Source organism: Luteibacter sp., from assembly GCF_009912395.1.
GTDB lineage: Bacteria > Pseudomonadota > Gammaproteobacteria > Xanthomonadales > Rhodanobacteraceae > Luteibacter.
In genome coordinates this window covers 75,021-92,993 of the sequence record NZ_WNDO01000005.1, presented here as the reverse complement: position 1 = coordinate 92,993, position 17,973 = coordinate 75,021, and the positions used below count along the sequence as shown (strand labels likewise).

Annotated in this window: 25 protein-coding genes; 6 read left to right on the top strand and 19 right to left on the bottom strand. The window is 64.7% G+C overall.

Annotated elements, in window-relative coordinates; genetic code table 11:
- Window positions 1-20 precede the first annotated feature (20 nt).
- The 5 genes from GAK28_RS07075 to GAK28_RS07055 all read right to left on the bottom strand — a co-directional run bounded on the left by GAK28_RS07075 (window position 21) and on the right by GAK28_RS07055 (window position 3,031).
- A complete protein-coding gene (locus GAK28_RS07075; RefSeq protein WP_291776574.1) occupies window positions 21-320 on the bottom strand; it encodes a hypothetical protein in 300 nt (99 codons plus the stop codon).
- 7 nt (window positions 321-327) lie between these two features.
- Complete coding sequence (locus GAK28_RS07070) at window positions 328-612, bottom strand: hypothetical protein (protein WP_291776572.1); 285 nt, start codon at window positions 610-612, stop codon at window positions 328-330.
- A gap of 614 nt (window positions 613-1,226) precedes the next feature.
- On the bottom strand, window positions 1,227-1,457 hold the full coding sequence (locus GAK28_RS07065; RefSeq protein WP_291776570.1) for a hypothetical protein: 231 nt from the start codon (window positions 1,455-1,457) through the stop codon (window positions 1,227-1,229).
- A gap of 40 nt (window positions 1,458-1,497) precedes the next feature.
- The gene (locus tag GAK28_RS07060) at window positions 1,498-1,785 is read right to left on the bottom strand and encodes a hypothetical protein (protein WP_291776568.1); all 288 of its coding nucleotides are present in this window, start codon (window positions 1,783-1,785) and stop codon (window positions 1,498-1,500) included.
- Between the two features lie 70 nt (window positions 1,786-1,855).
- Window positions 1,856-3,031 (bottom strand): hypothetical protein, encoded by a 1,176-nt coding sequence (locus tag GAK28_RS07055; protein ID WP_291776566.1) that lies wholly within the window; start codon window positions 3,029-3,031, stop codon window positions 1,856-1,858.
- A 535-nt stretch (window positions 3,032-3,566) separates the two neighbouring features.
- Here GAK28_RS07055 and GAK28_RS07050 point away from each other — a divergent pair.
- The gene (locus GAK28_RS07050) at window positions 3,567-4,532 is read left to right on the top strand and encodes a hypothetical protein (RefSeq protein WP_291776564.1); all 966 of its coding nucleotides are present in this window, start codon (window positions 3,567-3,569) and stop codon (window positions 4,530-4,532) included.
- A 195-nt stretch (window positions 4,533-4,727) separates the two neighbouring features.
- Window positions 4,728-5,402, top strand: a complete 675-nt coding sequence (locus GAK28_RS07045) for a class I SAM-dependent methyltransferase (protein WP_291776563.1) — start codon at window positions 4,728-4,730, stop codon at window positions 5,400-5,402.
- A 121-nt stretch (window positions 5,403-5,523) separates the two neighbouring features.
- On the opposite strand, the gene GAK28_RS07040 is transcribed toward GAK28_RS07045, so the two are convergent.
- Window positions 5,524-6,420: a LysR family transcriptional regulator ArgP gene (locus GAK28_RS07040; RefSeq protein WP_291776561.1), complete on the bottom strand. Its 897-nt coding sequence runs from the start codon at window positions 6,418-6,420 to the stop codon at window positions 5,524-5,526.
- A 110-nt stretch (window positions 6,421-6,530) separates the two neighbouring features.
- On the opposite strand from GAK28_RS07040, the gene lysE reads away from it, so the two are divergent.
- On the top strand, window positions 6,531-7,148 hold the full coding sequence (lysE, locus tag GAK28_RS07035; protein ID WP_291776559.1) for an L-lysine exporter: 618 nt from the start codon (window positions 6,531-6,533) through the stop codon (window positions 7,146-7,148).
- Window positions 7,149-7,151: 3 nt separating this feature from the next.
- Here the strand turns inward: lysE and GAK28_RS07030 are convergent, their stop codons facing one another.
- The 8 genes from GAK28_RS07030 to GAK28_RS06995 all read right to left on the bottom strand — a co-directional run bounded on the left by GAK28_RS07030 (window position 7,152) and on the right by GAK28_RS06995 (window position 12,362).
- Entirely contained in the window at window positions 7,152-7,529 is a 378-nt protein-coding gene (locus tag GAK28_RS07030; RefSeq protein WP_291776557.1) for a VOC family protein, read from the bottom strand.
- A gap of 6 nt (window positions 7,530-7,535) precedes the next feature.
- Window positions 7,536-7,964, bottom strand: coding sequence for a DUF1801 domain-containing protein (locus tag GAK28_RS07025; RefSeq protein ID WP_291776556.1), 429 nt, complete (start codon window positions 7,962-7,964; stop codon window positions 7,536-7,538).
- Window positions 7,965-8,052: 88 nt separating this feature from the next.
- Window positions 8,053-9,852 carry a peptidoglycan-binding protein gene (locus tag GAK28_RS07020; RefSeq protein WP_291776554.1) on the bottom strand — a complete coding sequence of 600 codons (1,800 nt, stop codon included), beginning with the start codon at window positions 9,850-9,852 and terminating at the stop codon, window positions 8,053-8,055.
- Window positions 9,853-9,897: 45 nt separating this feature from the next.
- Window positions 9,898-10,341, bottom strand: coding sequence for a lysozyme inhibitor LprI family protein (locus GAK28_RS07015; RefSeq protein ID WP_291776552.1), 444 nt, complete (start codon window positions 10,339-10,341; stop codon window positions 9,898-9,900).
- Between the two features lie 185 nt (window positions 10,342-10,526).
- Entirely contained in the window at window positions 10,527-10,841 is a 315-nt protein-coding gene (locus GAK28_RS07010; protein ID WP_291776550.1) for a hypothetical protein, read from the bottom strand.
- Window positions 10,842-11,054: a helix-turn-helix transcriptional regulator gene (locus tag GAK28_RS07005; RefSeq protein ID WP_343161846.1), complete on the bottom strand. Its 213-nt coding sequence runs from the start codon at window positions 11,052-11,054 to the stop codon at window positions 10,842-10,844.
- On the bottom strand, window positions 11,047-11,454 hold the full coding sequence (locus tag GAK28_RS07000; protein WP_291776549.1) for a hypothetical protein: 408 nt from the start codon (window positions 11,452-11,454) through the stop codon (window positions 11,047-11,049). The genes GAK28_RS07005 and GAK28_RS07000 overlap by 8 nt, the downstream gene beginning before the upstream one ends.
- Window positions 11,455-11,543: 89 nt before the next feature.
- Window positions 11,544-12,362, bottom strand: a complete 819-nt coding sequence (locus GAK28_RS06995; RefSeq protein ID WP_291776548.1) for a DUF5694 domain-containing protein — start codon at window positions 12,360-12,362, stop codon at window positions 11,544-11,546.
- A gap of 214 nt (window positions 12,363-12,576) precedes the next feature.
- Here GAK28_RS06995 and GAK28_RS06990 point away from each other — a divergent pair, with 214 nt between their 5' ends.
- Window positions 12,577-12,966 carry a hypothetical protein gene (locus GAK28_RS06990; RefSeq protein ID WP_291776547.1) on the top strand — a complete coding sequence of 130 codons (390 nt, stop codon included), beginning with the start codon at window positions 12,577-12,579 and terminating at the stop codon, window positions 12,964-12,966.
- 4 nt (window positions 12,967-12,970) lie between these two features.
- On the opposite strand, the gene GAK28_RS06985 is transcribed toward GAK28_RS06990, so the two are convergent.
- From GAK28_RS06985 to GAK28_RS06975, 3 genes are read right to left on the bottom strand one after another with little or no spacing between them, the layout of a single operon-like run.
- Window positions 12,971-13,585 carry a hypothetical protein gene (locus GAK28_RS06985; RefSeq protein ID WP_291776545.1) on the bottom strand — a complete coding sequence of 205 codons (615 nt, stop codon included), beginning with the start codon at window positions 13,583-13,585 and terminating at the stop codon, window positions 12,971-12,973.
- Window positions 13,582-14,292 (bottom strand): hypothetical protein, encoded by a 711-nt coding sequence (locus tag GAK28_RS06980; RefSeq protein WP_291776543.1) that lies wholly within the window; start codon window positions 14,290-14,292, stop codon window positions 13,582-13,584. The genes GAK28_RS06985 and GAK28_RS06980 overlap by 4 nt, the downstream gene beginning before the upstream one ends.
- A 7-nt stretch (window positions 14,293-14,299) precedes the next feature.
- Entirely contained in the window at window positions 14,300-15,142 is an 843-nt protein-coding gene (locus tag GAK28_RS06975; protein WP_291776541.1) for a DUF2167 domain-containing protein, read from the bottom strand.
- 219 nt (window positions 15,143-15,361) lie between these two features.
- On the opposite strand from GAK28_RS06975, the gene GAK28_RS06970 reads away from it, so the two are divergent.
- Window positions 15,362-16,183, top strand: coding sequence for a plasmid replication/partition related protein (locus tag GAK28_RS06970; RefSeq protein WP_291776539.1), 822 nt, complete (start codon window positions 15,362-15,364; stop codon window positions 16,181-16,183).
- Between the two features lie 102 nt (window positions 16,184-16,285).
- The gene (locus GAK28_RS06965; RefSeq protein WP_291776537.1) at window positions 16,286-16,786 is read left to right on the top strand and encodes a hypothetical protein; all 501 of its coding nucleotides are present in this window, start codon (window positions 16,286-16,288) and stop codon (window positions 16,784-16,786) included.
- A 1-nt stretch (window position 16,787) separates the two neighbouring features.
- On the opposite strand, the gene GAK28_RS06960 is transcribed toward GAK28_RS06965, so the two are convergent.
- Together GAK28_RS06960 and GAK28_RS06955 are read right to left on the bottom strand one after the other, a co-directional pair.
- Window positions 16,788-17,621 (bottom strand): class I SAM-dependent methyltransferase, encoded by an 834-nt coding sequence (locus GAK28_RS06960; RefSeq protein ID WP_291776535.1) that lies wholly within the window; start codon window positions 17,619-17,621, stop codon window positions 16,788-16,790.
- Window positions 17,618-17,968 carry an AraC family transcriptional regulator gene (locus tag GAK28_RS06955; protein ID WP_291776533.1) on the bottom strand — a complete coding sequence of 117 codons (351 nt, stop codon included), beginning with the start codon at window positions 17,966-17,968 and terminating at the stop codon, window positions 17,618-17,620. Before GAK28_RS06955 ends, GAK28_RS06960 begins: the two co-directional genes overlap by 4 nt.
- Between the last annotated feature and the right edge of the window lie 5 nt (window positions 17,969-17,973).

Sequence of the window (17,973 nt, the reverse complement as noted above, 5' to 3'; positions counted from 1 at the left end):
CGCAAGCGCGCTCCTACAGATTAGGTATGCCAGCGGGAGAGGATCCAGAACGCGACTGCGCCGGATGTCGCCAGGCCCATGCCGGTCATCGCGCCGCGAAACAGCAGGAAGGTCGTGTCGTCCGACGGGTGAATCCATACCTGGATCATCAGGTGATCCATCGCCAGCAGCGCGACGAGGGCGCTTGCAAATGCCGCCACCGCGAATCCTCTCGCACCGCGTCGTGCCGCATTCATGCCGTGCTTCTGATCGACGAAGATCATCACGTTGACCACCATCAAACCAATCGCGATGGTGGCCTGAATCAGTTCGATGCCCATGCCGTATTCAACCCTCATGCGAGACGTCTCCGCGTTGCGGGCTATCGAACAGCACCTGCGTATGCGCGCGCTGCACGCAAATGCGGCCCACGGCCATCATCGCGGCGACACCGCCCAGGGCCAGCGACAGTTCGCGGTGATCTCCCTCGCCTTCGTCATCGCGCATCCATTCGGCCAGAAGGCTAGCCGTGCCTTGCGCATAGGCCAGCCATTCGCCCGCCTCGTTGAGTAGCGCGTCGGTAGAGGCGTCGTCGTCCTCCAGAATCCAGCGTTCGTTAGTGTCCTTCATCATGGGCTCCTTGCGTAGGTGCCGCACCTCTCGCCCAGGTGTGGCACGCCATGCGCGCATGGACGTGCCACGGGTAATGCAACGCCAAGTTGACGTTTTGAAACGCATCGCTCCGGGACGACAAGGGGCTCCGGCGTGTCCGTGAGCGGACGCCGGGCGGCTTGATATCGGAAGTAGTGCGGACTCAGAGCCCCGTGAACCGGCGCGCGGCAACACGCCGGGTACTTACGGCTTGAGAAAACTCACGGGGGCGGCCGAGGCCGCCGTTCGTCAACCGCGTTCGGGATAGGCCGGAACGGCCCGGGCACCGGAGGGTGGGCCACCGCGGGGAAGCGACGGGCGGGTGAGTACCGTAGAATGGTCGTTAGCCATTAGGTGGTCCTTTTCAGTGAAGGATGACTCGGTGGTTAGCGTGCCCTGGGGGAGTAGTGATCCCTCGGGGTATGCGCCCTCACCGCCTTGGAGCGAAGGCTGACTGCGACACAGAGAAAGCGACGACGCAGTCAGCGAGCACAAACTAGCAAAACAACCGAAGGTTGTCTGTAGGCGTCGCCCGCGTCATGAGACGTTTCCACATCGACAATGCATGGCGTAACCTGATCCGGCAGCTCAGTCCTTCACTCTCCGGCGCGGCTCTCGAGCCTGATATCTTCCTGCGCGTCGTCTTGGTAATGCACGAGGCCGCCGAAATCCGTATCGATCATGACGCCGGTGCCGAGATAGGCCCAGCCCTCCTCGCCCGGCAAGTAGCTAGCCTCATCCATGGAGGCGAGCACCACACCATGATATCGACCCGCGATCATCACCTTGTCACCAGCGAGTATCGATTTCCCGTCTGCATACGTCATGATGCACCTCGAAACTCGACAGGATCTCCAGACAGGCACTTCATCGCTGTTCCAGATTCCGTTTCCATTGCTTCGCCATATCACAATAGGTGCCACCACCATCCCGGGCAGCTCTACCGTCACGAAGCGCGGCCTCTAGTTCGGCAGGTATCGTCGATAAGTCCATGTGCGAGAGATAGTCGTCGATATGCTTCTGCCATCCTTCTCGGAGGGCTTCCGACTTTTCCGGCGTGTCGCCGGTCCACATGTATCCCTTGTCGTTGTACATGGCCGCGCCACCTAGCAGGTAGATAAGTTCCGCCAGGTTGTCATTCGGTTGGTCGTCCACCCAGTAGCTCCTTACCGGTATCGATGGCCGGAAGGATGCCACAGGCCATCGCGCAGTATGGCCGTGCGTCCTATTTATGCGGGCGAAGCGTGATCGCCATCGTGTGCTTCGGCACGCCGTTTGCGGCGGGTGTTGCCTTGAGGAACGCGAGGGCGGAAGCGTCGCGCTTCAGGTAAGCGTCCAGGAAGGCAAGACTGTACCGAGCGGCCCAGGCGTAGCCGTCGTTCGCGTCGTCAGGACCATAGTCCGCGACCTGGTCTTCCGCGAAGCGTTCGGGACTTTTCCTTCGCCGGAACATGGAGCTGAACTCGCCATGCGACATGCCGATCATGTTCACGGTGACGAGGTCGCCCTGCGTCCAGGCATTGAGAACGTTGGGGCCGACGAGGTTTTCCGCAGGACCGTCCTGGAAGCGCTCGATATCCTCAAGGTAGTTCGGGTATTCGGCGGTGAAGAAGATGAGCGGGATGGTCATGCGCTCGGGATGCACGTCGCCCGCTTTCTTCACCAGCCCGGGGAAGTAGCGCATGCTTCCGTCCAGCGCGACCAGGGCCTTGATGCGCGGATCGCGTGCGGCGGCGAACAGGCTCGATATCCCGCCCCAGCTCCAGCTCGCCACGGCGACGTGGGTCATATCCACGTCGGTGCGTGTTGCGGCATAGGTGATCAGGAAGGCGATGTCGCGGGCTTGCGTGTCGATGCCCGCTCGGTCGTCGGTCATGTCGCGGGTGGATGCGCCCATGGAGGGGCTCGCGATTACGACGTAGCCGTGGCTGGCGAGGTATTCGCACAGATCGGCGTTTTCCCACGATATGGACGAATCGCTGGGTGCGTAAATCACTACCGGGTACCGATGTTTGTCAGGACGCGCATCCTGCACCGCGTGCAGGGGCTCGTCGAACGAGGACTTCAGCTGCACGCGCCATTTGTTGCCGCGCTCATCCGGTGCGTCGAAGCGGACTTCCGTATCCGCCAATTTGGCGTAGTCGCCGACGGTCATCGGATGGCCTTCGCCGTCGTCGGAGGGATACCAGACCAGCGTCTGGATGGGCCGTGCGGACGGCGTCGATGCCTTGGCACCCTCCACGGGAAACGAACGGGAGCGATCGTACTGCTCGACCACCTTCAGCCCTACGGGGTGGGGACCCGGCTTCTCAAGAAAGCGGAACGAGGTCGTCTGCGCGACGACCGGAACGACAACACATGCTGCCAGTACCATCAGGCCACATCGCACCAGGGTCTTCATGAACCCTCCTTGGATCGCAGCTCGGACACTGAAGCCTAGGCAGGACGCGTCCGGACCGCACCTGCTGGAAGTCATCGATATCGGCAAACGCCATGGTTTTCGGCGGCGCCGTAACACCTCCTTCCGTTACCCCGGGGAGCTGGATCCTTGGTCGTAAAGGCCAGGCAATAGCGGATAGACGGCTCGTTCCACGCATGCAACGAACCTGCAACGAAGCGCGTCACGCCACGAGAAACTCCCGGTAACGCGCCGGCGATAGCGTTATGCGGCGCAGCACGAGGCCGGCGCGATCCGGCCGCTCCATGCGCTGGCAGTTAAGTATCGACGCTCGACATGGCCGCCACGCTTGTGTGGCGGGTCAGGCTCAGGCACGCGCGTGAAAAGGGGACGATCCGCGTTCGACGCTATCCGGATGGCTGGGGAAGCCACGCCGCCGGATCACCGACACCATCGTCGATTCGAATCGCATGCCAATGCTGGGACACAGGTTCATGGCGAGCGACTCATGACGCTCACAATCCGATCGAGGTATCCCATGAAGTCCAAGGAAATGACCTTCGCGCGCTGCGCGCTGCCCGTGCTGATGGCGGGCATCGCCCTGCCGGCGGTCGCCGCGTCCAACAACCATGCCTATGTCGCGAACCAGATCGACAACACGGTCTCCGTGATCGACACCACGAGCAACGCGGTGACCGCTACGGTGCACGTCGGCACGAGCCCGAGCGGCATCGCCGTCAGCCCGAATGGCGCCAACGTGTATGTCGCCAACGCCAACGACAATACCGTCTCCGTGATTGACGCGGCCTCCAACGCCGTCGTCGCGTCGGTGCCGGTCGACACCTTCCCCACCAGCGTCTCGGTCAGCACCAACAGCGCCGAGGTGTACGTGACCAACGCCAACGACAACACGGTTTCCGTGATCGATGCCGCGTCACGCACCGTCGCCGCCACCGTGCCGGTCGGCAGCGCGCCGTTCGGCATTGCTTCCAGCCCGCTGGGTCGCATCGTGTACACGGTCAACGCCGGCGACAATACCGTTTCCGTGATCGATACGAAGCGCCGCAAGGTCACTGCGACGCTGCCGGTCGGCAACACGCCGGTAAACGTGGGCGTCGGCCCGCTCGGCCTGCGCGTCTACGTGGTCAACAGCGGCGACAACACCATCTCGGTGCTCGACCTGCTCGACAGCAAGGTGAAGACGCTCACCGCCGGTACCGGCGCCGATGCCGTCACCACCAGCCCGATCGGCTTCCCGGTATACGTGTCCAACGGTGGCGACAATACGGTGTCAGTGCTCGACCCGTTCAAGAACACCTCGCTCGCCACGGTGGCCGTCGGCTCCGCTCCGGGTCCGATCGCGATCGATCGAAAGACCGCCCGCATCTATGTCACCAACAGCGGTTCGAACAGCGTTTCCGTGATCAACCCGCTCACCAACAAGGTGATTGCCACGGTTCCCGTCGGCGCGGGTCCGTCGGCGGTGGCGACCCAACCGCAGTGATGCGTTGATCGTCGTAGCAAAACGGGCGGCCATCCCTATGGGGTGGCCGTCTTTCCATGCGCATTCAGCGTCCCGGTATCGGCTAGGGACCGGAGCCGTAACGCGCGCGTCCGGGCCATCCCAGACCTGCCGCATGGACAAGCCGTAGCCGCATCGAGGTAGCATGAAGGATTCCCCGTGCCGGAGTGCCCCCCTTTGTCCTTCTCCGATCCCAAAGCCGTCGCCCGTTATGCCGAAGGCCCCGTACGACAGGTGCCCGGGTTCCTCGGTCTCCAGCAGATGACCACCCTGCTTCTTGCGGAGAAGGTTCCCGCGGACGGCCATGTGCTTGTCCTGGGTGCCGGCGGAGGCCTGGAACTGAAGGTCTTCGCGAACGCCCATGAAGGCTGGCGCTTCGTCGGTGTCGATCCCTCGGCTGAAATGCTGAAGCTCGCTGGCGACACCCTGGGACCGCTCGGCTCACGGGTCGAACTTGTCGAAGGCTATATCGACACGGCACCGGTGGGACCGTTCGACGGTGCGACCTGCCTGCTGACCCTGCATTTCCTTACCGCCGAGCAGCGCTTGCATACCCTGCGAGAGGTACGTCGACGCCTGAAGCCCGGCGCGCCGTTCGTCGTGGCCCATCACACCGTGCCCCGCGAGGAAGCGGCGAAGCAACGCTGGTTGTCGCGCTACGCGGCATTCGCAGCCGCTTCGGGTGTCCCCGAGGCGGATGCCAAGAACGCGGCGGCAGCCATCAGTGCGCGCTTGCCGCTGCTGTCCCCCGACGAAGAAGCCAGCCTGCTGGTCGAGGCTGGCTTCGAGGGTGTCGAACTGTTCTATGCCGGCTTCACGTTCCGAGGCTGGGTGGCCTACGCCCCGGCGTGATCCGGATCGGCAGCGGACTCAGGGCGTGGCGTGTTTCTTCAGCCACGCCTTGGCGTTCTCGTTGCACGACTGGACATCCCTACTCCCCTCGTTGATTTGGCATCACGACGCTCCACGCGCTTCAGCCATGCAGCGCGCTACGCGCCGCCTTCCTCAGCGCCTCGCCCAGCAGTTGCAGGGTGCCGGAGCGCACCGCCACATAATGCCAGTACAGCGGCACGTCGAACCAGCGATCGGGATCGACCAGGGCGACGCGGCCGTCCTTGAGCGCCGATTCGGCGAGTACGTCGGCCGCCAGGCACCACCCCAGTCCCAGCGCCGCCGCGTCGACGAAGCCGGTGGAGGTGGGCAGGTAGTGGATGGGCGGCGACAACTTCGCGCGCGTCACGCGGCGGATGAAACGCCATTGCAGTTCATCCTTGCGGCTGAACACCAGCAGCGGCGCGCGACCGAACGAGGCTGCGTTCAATCCATCGGCGAAGTAACGTTTCACGAAGGCAGGCGACGCAATGGCGTGATAACGCATACTGCCCAAGGGAAGCACGTTGCATCCCTGCAACGGCGATCGGTCCGCCGAGATCACGCCCAGCACCGTACCTTGCCTCAGGTGTTCGAGGGTGTAGTCCTGGTCGTCCACCCGCACATCGAATAGATAACCGTGACTATCGTGCAGCGCGGCGAGCGCCGGTAGGAACCAGGTGTGCAGCGAGTCGTCATTGACGGCGATGGTGATCGGCCGGGCGTGCGCGGACTTGGCTTCTTCCGGAAGGAAGTCGGCGATGGCCTCGGCTTCCAGCGTCTGCATGGGTCGCACGCGACGCAGCAGGCGTTCACCGGCGGACGTGGGCCGACATGGCGATTGGCGAACGACGAGCACCTGACCGAGGCGATCTTCCAGGGCCTTGAGACGCTGGGAGATGGCCGAGGGCGTCACCGAAAGGCGCCGGGCGGCGTTTTCGAAGCTGCCTTCTTCAAGAACGGCAGCAAAAGCGGCGAGCTGGGGATGGAGGAGATCCATGACGGACCCTCGCTACGGATTAGTTATTCTTAATATGGCGTAGAAAATTTAGTTTGGCTAATGAAAGCGCATTCGGCACCATGCCGCATCCGCTTCACAGGTTCCCCGTCATGTATTTCTCCGCCGCCGTCGCTGGCTTTTTCGCCAGCGCGGGTCTCATCATCGCCATCGGCGCACAGAACGCCTTCATCCTTCGCCAGGGCATCAAGCACCAGCACGTCACGCTGGTGGTCATCATGTGCGCGCTCAGCGATATCGCCCTCATCCTGCTGGGTGTCGCCGGTGTCGGTGCGCTGGTCCAGCAGTATCCGTCCGCCTTGCAGGTGCTTCGCTTCGGTGGTGCCGCCTTCCTGGGTGCCTATGGCCTCATGGCCGCGCGGCGCGCGATCAAGGGTTCAGGCGCGCTGACCGCCTCGGGCGAGGGCCACGAAAGCTGGCGCCGCGCCGCCCTCACCTGCCTGGCCTTCACCTTCCTCAATCCGCACGTGTACCTCGACACCATGGTGCTTCTGGGCAGCATCTCCACGCGCTACCAGGACGACCTGCGCTGGATCTTCGCTGCCGGCGCCTGCACGGCCAGCGTCGTGTGGTTTACCACGCTGGGCTACGGCGCGCGCATGATGCAGCCGGTGTTCCGGAATCCGCGCGCATGGCGCGTGCTCGACGGCTCCATCGCGGTCTTCATGCTGACGCTGTGCGGCCTGTTGCTGGCCCGGCCTTTGGGCTGAACATCAGGAATGCGGCGGCTCGATGTTCTGGCCGATACGCCAGAGCACGCCGGAAGGGTCGGTCAGCGTGAAATCGCGCATGCGCCAGGGTCGATCTTCCGGCGGTGCCGCACGTACGCCATACCGTGCGGCAAGTTCGCCTTCCTTCACCTGCCGCCACCATGCGTCCACGTCGGCCACCAGCAGATGCATCATGAAGTTCTCCGCCAGAGTCGGATCGTAGAAATCCTGTAACAGGAAACTGCATTCGCCGGCTTTCAGATAAGCCACGCCATCGAAGGACGACGCGACCGTGAATCCCAGGTCGGTGTAGAAGCGCTTCGACAGCTCGAAGTCCTTCGAAGGCACAAAGGCCTTGATCTCGATCGTTTCCAGTGTCATGGCGAGTCAGTCGGCCTTGCGTCGGGCGCGGCCCGAGGCGGCTTTCTTGGCGGCGTTGACCGATGCAGCCTCTTGCACTAGCGTCTTGAAGGCCTTTGTGTCGATCGCCTCGCCTTCGGCGATATCGATGGCGCGCCTTACGTTGCCGTCGAGGCTGCTATTGAATAGTTTCTTCGGGTCCTTCAGCGACGCGCCCTTAGCGAAGGTGAGTTTCACTTTCGCCTTGTACGATTCGCCGGTGCAAAGAATGCCGCCGTGAGACCATACTGGCGTCCCCATCCATTTCCATTCCTCGACCACGTCGGGCAGCGCGTCGTGGATGAGTTGGCGCACCTGCGCCAGCGTTTCGCCGCGCCAGTCGCCGAGATCGGCGATGCGTTGGTCGATCAGCGCCGACGCGTCGCCAGCGGCATTGGCCGTCTTCTTCGTCACCATGTTCGAGCACCTCCCCAGGTTGTCCGTGCAAGGCTAGCAAAGAAAGACGCCGGCCAGTGGCCGGCGCCTTTCTTTCAACACGAGGGACTTACCGACCCACAGGCATCGCTTGCTGCTGTTGCTGATCCTGCTGCTGCGCTTGCGACTGCTGCGCGGCCTGTGCCTGCTGCTGACGCTGGTCGGCCTGCGCCCACTGGGCCGAGGTCTGCTCCAGCGGCACGTTGGCCGTGGCGGTCGGCACATGGGTGCGCTGGTCGAAGAGCTGGTCGGTGCGACCGTTCGGGCGCTCCACGGCCCAGAGCGTGTTTCCGTCGGTGCTCAACGCCACCTGGTCGATCCGCTTCAGGCCATCCGCATGGGCGGACACCGCCACGGCCGCGGCCAGGTTGTCACTGCGGCCGTCCGGCGTCCTGCCGAGCTGGCGATCGAGTTCGTACACGCGTTCGCGCGCCTGTGTGTAGATGTCGTACCCCACATGGCCCGGCTGGTCGATGCGACCGGACAGGTTGGCGGGCTCCCGCGTCGGGTGCTCTTTTTCCTGGATCGCCGCCTTCATGGCGTGCAGCGTGGACGGGTCGGCGACGCCCGTCTGGTTGAGCTGGTGGTCTTTCTGGAAGGCCTTGATCGCGGCCTGTGTCGCCTGGCCATAGTCGCCGTCGGGCACGAGGGGCTTGCCGTTGTGCTCGTAGTCGAGCTTGCGCAGGTCGTTCTGCACCGCCACGACATCGGCCTTGATCTGCTCGAGCGACTTCGGGCCGGCCTTGCCGTCTACCGGCTGCATGCCGTGCGCCATCTGCAAACGCTCCAGCGCCTGTCCGGTATGCGCGTCGAAACGACCGTTCGCGGTGATGGGGTTTCCATCGACATCCGTGTAGCCCAGCCCGGCAAGATTGCGCTGCAGCCTGGCCACGTCCTTGCCTTCGCTGCCTTCCTTCAGCACGGCCAAATGACCGCCCGCGGAGTGCGCGTTGCCCTGCACATGCTCCCAGCCACCCAGCTTGGCGAGGCCCTTGAGCTGCGGGTCGTTGAGGATGGCCGGATTGTGGTGATGGTCTTCCAGGTATGTCTTCAGGCCGGTTTCGAGGAAGGTCTTGTCTTCCTGCGAGAGGTTCTTCTTGACCTCGTCGACACCTACGGCGTCCACGATGTTGGAAATACGCCGAAGCACGTCACGCGCGCCGTCGTCCTTCTGGCCGTATTGCGTCTCCAGCTTGTAGCGGATGAGGTCCTCCAGGCCGAGGTCGCCTTGCACGCCGATCGTCGCGCCATCCGATCGACCGGGCATCTTCATCGCCTTGTCGGCGGACGTATGGTCGATGAATTCCTTCAACCCGTTGTTGACGGCAGTGCCGTACTGGTTGGCCGTGTCGAGCACGATCAACTGGCCCACCGGGCTGTTCTTGAGGAACTCGCGATTGGCCGGGTTGCCGACGCCATCGACGATGGCGTTCATCGCCTTCACCTTGGCGTCTACCTTGGGCAGGTAGTCGTCGTTGATCTGCTGGATGCCTTCCTTCGAGGCCAACATGGCGTCGAGCTTGGGCTTCAGGTTGTCGTAGACGGCCTTGTCCGCGGCCGAGTACTGCGCAAAGGGCTTGTAGAGGTGATCCTTCACACTCTTCAGTTCCGCATCGCTGAGATAGCGATGTCCCTGCCCATCCTTCGCGCTGGTGGCGATGGATTCGAGCAGATCGCGACCGTGCTGGTTCGCACCCACGTCGTACTGGAACGGGCCGAAGCTCGGGCCGCTCGCGGCTTTCTGTGCATTGCTGATCTGGTAGGCACCCTCGCCGTTGGCGAGTTCGTTACGCATCATGGCGCGATGCGTGAAGTACTCCATGGTGCCCGGCGTGAGTGTGTCTCCGCCGGTGAACGTCGGTCCGCTCATGGTCTAACTCCTGGTTTCAAGGGCGGCCGCAGCCGCCATGCGTCGTCACTTACGTGGTGAGAGGCTCCCATGCCAGTCTTCCAGCTGCTGCGCACGCAGCGCCGTGCTTTCCATGCGGCACATCGACAAGGTGGCCGGGGCGTCGTTCGAGCCGAACCGGCCCGCGCGAGCCGCGCAATCCTTGTCGAAGAAGGCGAGCCAGGCGCGCTGCGCGTCCTGCGCGGCGTCGCGGGCGATCTTGTCGCTGGCGAGGTCGGCCATCACGGCCTTGTACGCCTTGTTGAGGCGCGCGTCCTGGAACGTGAATTCGGTATCCGCGCATTCGCCCTGGCTGGGCACCTGGCCCTGGGCGGCGGCCATGCAATCGTCGTAGCTCTTGCGGATGCCGAGGTAACGGGGCGATACGTAGGAAAGGCGCTCCACGCCGGGCATGATCGCGATGCCGTTGATGGTCTCCGATGCGCCTTTCGCGGGGGGAGTGGCGGCCACACTCGCATCGGTTACGCCAAGGCACAGCAGAACCGCGCACGCGGCAAGCCTGATCCGGATCATCTGTCCTTCCCCTCGCTCCATCGGAAAATATTGCGAGGATATCGTGGGCAGGTGATGAAAATGTTCACGGGCACGTTACCGGCATCACGGTTTCGGCCATTGGCCGAAAATCGCCATGTCGGTCACCAGAGTCCAGCCAGCAGCAGTCCCAGCATCGGAATCGATACGGCCAGACCAACGAACGCGCTACGCCATGGCGCCACGGCGAAACCTCGACCGGACAGCCACAAGGCCGCCATCAGGCAGGCCATGCCCGCAAGGATCGCCGATAGCCCCCGGTGATGGATGGCGTCGAGTTCGTCCTTCGATACCCACGGCGCAGGGTCGCCCATCTGGGACAGCGAGCCGTATATCGCAAGTAGCCAGCCGATGGCTCCCAGCAACAAGGCCAGGTTCGCGCAGCGACCTGCCGTCAGGACGAAAGGCTTTCGCGCCATTCAACGCTCCCAGTGAAAGACATCTTCCAGCGGCTTGCCGAACACTTCGGCGATACGAAACGCGCATTCGAGCGTGGGCGAGTATTTGCCGGCCTCGATCGCCGCGATGGTCTGTCGCGTCACGCCGACACGTTGCCCCAGGTCGGCCTGGGGCATCTCGCCCGCCAGGAAACGTAGCGTACGTATCTCGTTGGTGAGTTGCCGATCAGCCACGCCAGCCCCTGCGATACCCGAGGATGATCATGCCGTGGTGGACCACCTCGGACAGCGCGATGGAAAGCAACGCGGCATGGACGATACGCCAGCCACTCGCACTGAACGGCATGACGCATCCGACGAGGATCATGCAGGTCATCAACACGCCATAGGCGGCCGTGGACGACCGGCGTTCGATGAGCAGATCGCGCTCGTCGATGTTCTCGGCCCCGCGTTTGCCGAACAACCAGGTGCCCAGCGCGACGACGCCTAGAGCCGACAGGGCCACGGCCAGCGTGCCGATGCGGACTTGGGGTGACGGATCGCCATCCTGCGCCGCGACCACCATGAAGTAGATGGCGAAGATCACCACCAGCGAGCCCACCCATACCCAGGCGAAACGTTCTTTCGGCTGCATTCCCATCCCCTCCCGTGGCGATGGGATGCAATGTCAAACAAAATAGACCTCATGTCAAATATTTTTGACATGAGGTCTCGACCTGTCGCTCAAGGCAGGTAGTCGTTCGGCTCCACCAGGTGAAATCCCGGTGTCTCGCTCACGCACTGGCGCAGCAGATAGGCGTGGCCTGCGCCGTAGACCACCACGATGCGGTCACCCGGCTTCGCCAGCTGGATCAGGTGGGCGCAGATGGCGAGATTGCGGCGGTACCAGCCGGCCAACACGTCCACGCCCGGCTGCTCGTTCTTCGAACCGACGCGCAGGTAGTCCCGGTAGCCGGCTTGGTCCAGGGCAATGTAGGCGGGATCGTTGAGCTTGCGCAGGAAGGCGGACACGCCCTTTTCGTCGAGGATGCGTTGCTCGTCGGCCATGAGCGCCCGCATCTGTCGATCCTTCTGCTCGAGCATTCCGCCGAAGCCGTGGCTCTGGGCATAGGCCTTCCATTCGGCGTAGGGAAAATCACCGTCCTCGTTGATGCCATAGACACCCTTCGCGTTCACGAGCTTCGCCAGGCGGAATCCGATCTGGACCCGCTCACTGCGGGTAGGCGGCAGCGTGCCGTCGAGGTACTTGGGGTAACGCTGGTCCACCGCCTCCGCGGTCCACTCCAGCGCGATCCGGTCCGGCTTGAAGCGGGCGAGGGCCTTCGTCAGCGCCTCGATCTCGGTCTGCCGGCGTGGCGCCAGCATGTCGTCCACCTTCAGGTTGTAGACGTCGTGGCCCGGGTTATCCATATGGAACGAACCCAGGATCATCACCTCAACCGGCGCCGGCGACGTGTCCGCGAATGCCGCAGGTATCGCGCATGCCAGCGCCAGTCCCAGCATCCAGCGTCCCCGCTTCGTCCATCCCCTCTGCTTGCGCATTGCTCGTGCCCCTGTCGTCCGTTGGAAGTCCGGTAGGGATGCCGGCGAAGGGCCAGGGGTTTAGCCGCACCCGCCCTTGTATGCCAGAAGGCATGGGTGTCGACGACCCCGCGATAAATGACGGTGCTCATGGGCTCTTGCGGATGCAAGCTATCTGGACGAAGCTGCCGCCCCTGGATTTTTCCTTTTTCCCTGGCCCGACGACGATGCGCGCATGACTACCCGCCCCTGGCTCATCCACGTGCTCTGGTTCATCGGCGTACTCGTCAGTGGAGGCCTCGGCTATTACCTCGGCGGGCAGACCGTCGGCTCGGTACTTGGGCGCCTCTATATGCAGAACCGGCGCACTTTCCAGTTCTCGGACATCGCGATGACGGTGACGGCGCTGGAAAAATCCGATCCGGCCTTCTCGCGCCGCCGCGACATCGACCGGCTACGCTTTTCGCTACTGAACCTCGCCTACCAGGATGGCGAATGGAAGTGCACCGAGAACGATCGCCGCATCCTCGCGCGGGCGAAGACCTGGCTGGAAGCCAACCCCGACCAGCAGCTCGCGCCGGACAGCCCCGTGCTGGACGGCCTGAAGATCTGCGAGGCGCACTGAGCCTTCAGGCTTCTGCGCGGCGCCACTCCCACCAGGGATAGTGATATTCGCGGTCTTCCACCCGCCAGGCGCTGCCGCAGGTAGGGCAATGGCAGTGATGGACGTCGCCCCAACCACCGGCCTGCGTTCCAGTCTCGTCGATGACGAGGTTGCCGGCCTCGGCTTCCTTTGTCGGGTTGTAGAAAATGTCACTCTCGTAGAGCGCGCAGAGGCATCCCGCGCGATGGCGGACATGCTCAAGCTTGCGCAGGGCGCATTCCAGGTGAACGTTGTTGGATACCACGACGCCGCCCATGTTCACCTTGAGCGTGGCGGCGCGAATGCGATCGAGCTGGCCGACCAGCAGGTTCAGCTGCACCGGGTCGCGTAGCGTGCGAACACCCCAGGAGGCCGCCCAGATGCGATGGCTGTCGCCGGAGAGAAAGTCGTCGAGCAGGCCCATCGCCGCCTCGTGCGACGGGTCGGCATCGTGTTCCAGGCCAAGCGGCGCAGGCGTGGTGTCCGACCGGGCCGGTTTGCCGGCAGCATCCTTTTTCGCGGAGGGCGAGATCAAGGCCGAGGTGTACTTGTAGCCGATCGTCAGGGCGATGGCGATGACCGCGATCTCGGTGAAACTCATGCCAACGCTCCCGCCATGTCGTCCGCATAGTTTCGCAACATGACGTGACGTTCGCTATCGGGCTCTTCGAGGTCCATTTGCCTTTGCAGCCGGGACCGGATCGCTTCGGCCAACCGGCGTCGCTCGTCGGCGTCGAGCAGGGCATGCGCGGTGGAGACCACGTCGAAGCGATCCGCCGCCTTGAGCCCCTGCTTGCGCAGGATGTCGAGCGCGAACGGGGCACAGAGGAGCGCGTCCGACGAGATGGCCAGTGCCTCCTTGCGCGCCAGTCCCGAAACGCGATGCAGGCGCCATAGCTTCGCCACGCCCAGCACGATGCTGGCATACAGGGCGACGAGCCAGGCCAGCAGGATGAGTCCGTTCGCCTGCATCGCCGCGGGCATGGCCGCAAAGAGCATGGCGATCGCCAGTGTCCTCGGCACCATGGCGCGCATCGCGACCCGCCACGCGCGCAGACCACGCAAGGCGACGGCGACACCGGGCGGGACGCGGGTCGACCAGCGCAGGCGCAAGATCGCGCCGGTCGGGGAAAACAGCGGCGGCACATAGACGTGCCGGCCGCCGAGTTCGAAATCGGAACCGATCGAGAACGACCAGCGTCCGCCGCGTTCGTAGAACACCACCTCGTTGTGGAACAGCAGCAGCACGGCGTCGTAGAGATACATCCCTACGACACCGCACAGCAGCCACCACGCATGCTCCGCCATGGTCGTCTCAGCTGCGGCGGCTGAAGATGCGTCGGAAGAATCCGCCCAGCGCGGCCAGGCCGATCAGGATGAACTTCCACGCGACAAGGAAGAACTTGCCGATCACGGCGAACAGTCCCTTCTTCGCCGCCACGGCCGCCGCGCCACCCACGATGAGCGCGCCCAGGCCGTACTCGGCCACGCGGTCGCCCGTGCGGAAGTCGGCATAGGTCTGGCCTGGCTTGAAGGCGAAGCCGTCGGCCTTCTTCTTGAAATCCGCCACGGCAGCTTCGAGGTCTTCGGAGCCGGCCACCAGCAGCACGCGCATCACGCCGGTGCGGCCAAGCAGTCGCGTGTTGTAGTTGACGATGTCCTCCTTGGAGCCGTCCTCGCGACCGAGGATCGACCATGCCAGCGTCTTGAACTGCGTGTCGTAGACCGGGCTGTTCTTCCAGCCGACCACGTGGATCGCTTCCCAGCCGCGCTTGCGACGCTCTTCGTTCGCCTCTTCCGTGCCATCCTTGAAGGACTTCAGCAAGGCGTCGGCGTCGATCTTCTCGTCGTCCTTCACGTAGCCGGTATCGTCATAGGCGAAGTACGCCAGCCACGAACCGTCGCTGGGCGCGAACGTGTAGGTGGATTCATCGTCCGGCGGGTTGTGCAGCAGCTCTTCGAGCTTGCGCGTGCCGTCCGGGCCCAGGAAGGAATACCCCTTGGGCACCTCCAGCGTCGCATTGGCGCCGACGTCCACCTTGATCGGGCCGTCCTGCCACGGCAGCTTGCGGAAGGCGTCGCCCTCGTCCGCATGCGCCACGACGGCGCAGAGCGACAGCGCGAGCGCCATCGCCAGGTTCCTGAATGCGTTGATCATCGAATGCGGGTCCTCGTCATGCGCCGAGCGCAAGCGCGTTCAGGACGCGCCCCTCGCGCGCCCTGGTGTCCTTGTGGAATCGTGGAAGCCCCTGCCACGACAGGTAAAATTTTGCGATGCCGCGTCCCGAGCGTCAAGGCAAGTCGCCCCGACACCTGCACGGAAACCCCACACCCACTAGAATGCCGCCCCCCGCCCGGTCACACCTCGCAGCGTCCCATGCATATCGTCGTCAACGAAGAACTCAAGGCCTACATCGACCCGCTCACCGCGGACGAATACGAGGCGCTGGAGCGCAGCCTGCTCACCGAAGGCTGCCGCGACGCGCTGGTGCTGTGGGGCGATACGCTGGTGGATGGACACAATCGCTACGGCATCTGCCGCAAGCACGATATCCCGTTCAAGACGGTGCAGAACGAGCGTTTCCAGTCCATCGACGACGTTCACCTGTGGATGATCGAACAGCATCTGGGCCGACGCAGCGTCTCCGATTTCCAGCGTGGCGTGCTGGCCCTGCGCAAGCGCGAGATCCTCGCCACGCGCCGTGCCACCGATGCCGTCGAACCCACCGCGAACGACGACGTGCCCTTCGACACCACCGGCGCGGAGCCCGCAAGGCCGAAGTCGCCCCGCGCGAACCCCACGGAAAGCCGCAAGGAAATCGCGCGCGAGGCCCGCATCAGCGCCAACCAGGTCGGCATGATCGAAAAGATCCGCAAGGAAGCCGCGCCGGAAGTGGTGGCTGCGGTGAAGTCGGGCTCGTTGTCGATCAGCGCGGCGGCCGCCGTCGCCAGCCTGCCGGAGGACGAGCAACGCGCTGCAGCCACGGCGGGCGACAGCGAACTCAAGCAGGCCGCCAAGCGCGTACGCGAGTCGCGCCGCAAGCCGCGCGAAAAGCCCACCGACGAGGTGAAGGCCCTGCGCGAGCAGGTCGAGGAACTGGAAGCGGAGAACCGCAACCTTCGCCGCGAAATCGAGACGCTCAAGGCCCGGCTCGGCGAAAGCTCGCCGGAAGACGCCGAAGAGATGCTGGCGGAGTAAGGTGTCAGGGGCGGCCGGGAACTTGGGCCGTCCTTCGGCGATCCAAGCCCGGTACACCGGACGCGCCTTCGAGCGTTCGAAGGCCTATCCGTGGAGCATCCCATGAAGTCGATCCTCGTCCTCGCCCTATTCGTCGCCACCACCGCCAGCGCCTGGGCCCAGGACGCCAAGCCCCTGAACCTCAAGCTGCCGCCGAACTACGTGCCGGCCCCAGCCTCGTCGACCGCCACGCCGGCCAACGGCACGACCGCCCAGCCCGCACCCGCCGGTTCGGACGCGCGCCCCGGTGAGAGCGTGGCCGTCACGCCATCGCGGCCGAAGGACCCACCCGGCACCTACTACGGCGACACGACCGGCCGCATGGCCAACGTCGTGGAAGCCGACGACCGGCCCCGCTGTGACGACGCCACGTACAACCAGCCGCAGGTACACGGCAGCGTCAGCACGGGCGTGGTCAGCGGAAGCCATGGCTTCGGCGGCAACTACCAGTCGGGCACGGTGAGCGTCAGCCAGGCCTTCGGCAGCTGCGACCACCCCACCGGCGGCGTCAGCATCTCCGTCGGCGGTGGCACCGGCCACTTCAACGGCGGCCGCATTCGCTGAATCAGGCGCCACGCGTCCGAAACACCGCCACCCGATCGGTGGCGGTCGTTCCATCCGCCTCAAGCCACGGCAGGCGCGCGAAGGTCCGGGTGCAGGGCCCCAGCGTGACGATGCGCAACGGACGCCGTGCAGCCGCCCGCTCCAGCATCGCCACCACCTCGGCCAACACGCGGCCAATGAACGGCGTGAACAGGTAGACCACGTCCACGTCGTCGAATGATGCCTCGCGTGCGTCCGCGTGGACGAAACGAACGCCCTCCAAGCCCAGCGCGTCGGCCGCCCGCATGGCGGCAGCCACGTAGGCCGGTTCGCGCTCCACGCCGGTCACGCGCGCGCCGGTAAGGATGTTCACCAGCATCGGCACGTGCCCCAGCCCCGAGCCCAGGTCGAGCACCGCATCGCCGGCGCCGATGCCGGCGCGACGGACGCAATCGACGATGTGGCGGGCTGGCGTCGGCTGGTAGAACACCATGTCCGGCGGCGGCACCGGATCGTCCGACACCGGGTCTTCCAGCGCCAGCACCCCAACGAGCAAGGCATCGAACGCGTCGTAGTGCTGTCCACGCGGCTCGTCGACGACCCGCCACGGCGCCAGCGCCACCTTTCCTCGGCCGGCCCTCACCTCATCGCGCAGACGCGCGAACAGCGCGTCGTCGAGCCTGGCGATGGTGTCCAGGATGCGCTGTGCCCGCGCCTCGACGGCAGGATCGTCCACCCCCACCAGCCACAGGTCGAGCCGGTCGGCGAGTTCCGCGCGCACGTCAAAGGCGTCAACGCGACGCCATCCGTCGTCCGCCTCGATATCTGCCAGCGCTTCCGACAGCGGCCCGCTCATGTGACCGCACGTGCATAGGCCGACGGTGGTTGGCCCACGTGCCGGCGGAACGCGGCCGCGAAGGCGCTGAGGCTGTCGTAACCCGCGTCCACGGCGACGTTCGACACCGGCACCCCAGCCGCCAGCCGCTCCTGCGCCCAACGCAGGCGCGCACGCTGTCGCCAGCGGGAGAAATCCATCCCGGTGTCGGCCTGGAAGTGACGCACGAAGCTGCGCGTGGACATCGTCGCCAGCGCCGCCCAGGCTTCCTGCGGACGACGGTCGGCGGGTTCGGCCAGCAGCGCGTCGCAGACGCGCCGCAGGCGGGGATCGCCCGGCATGGGCAAGGCCAGCGTGGAGCGCGGCAAGTCCG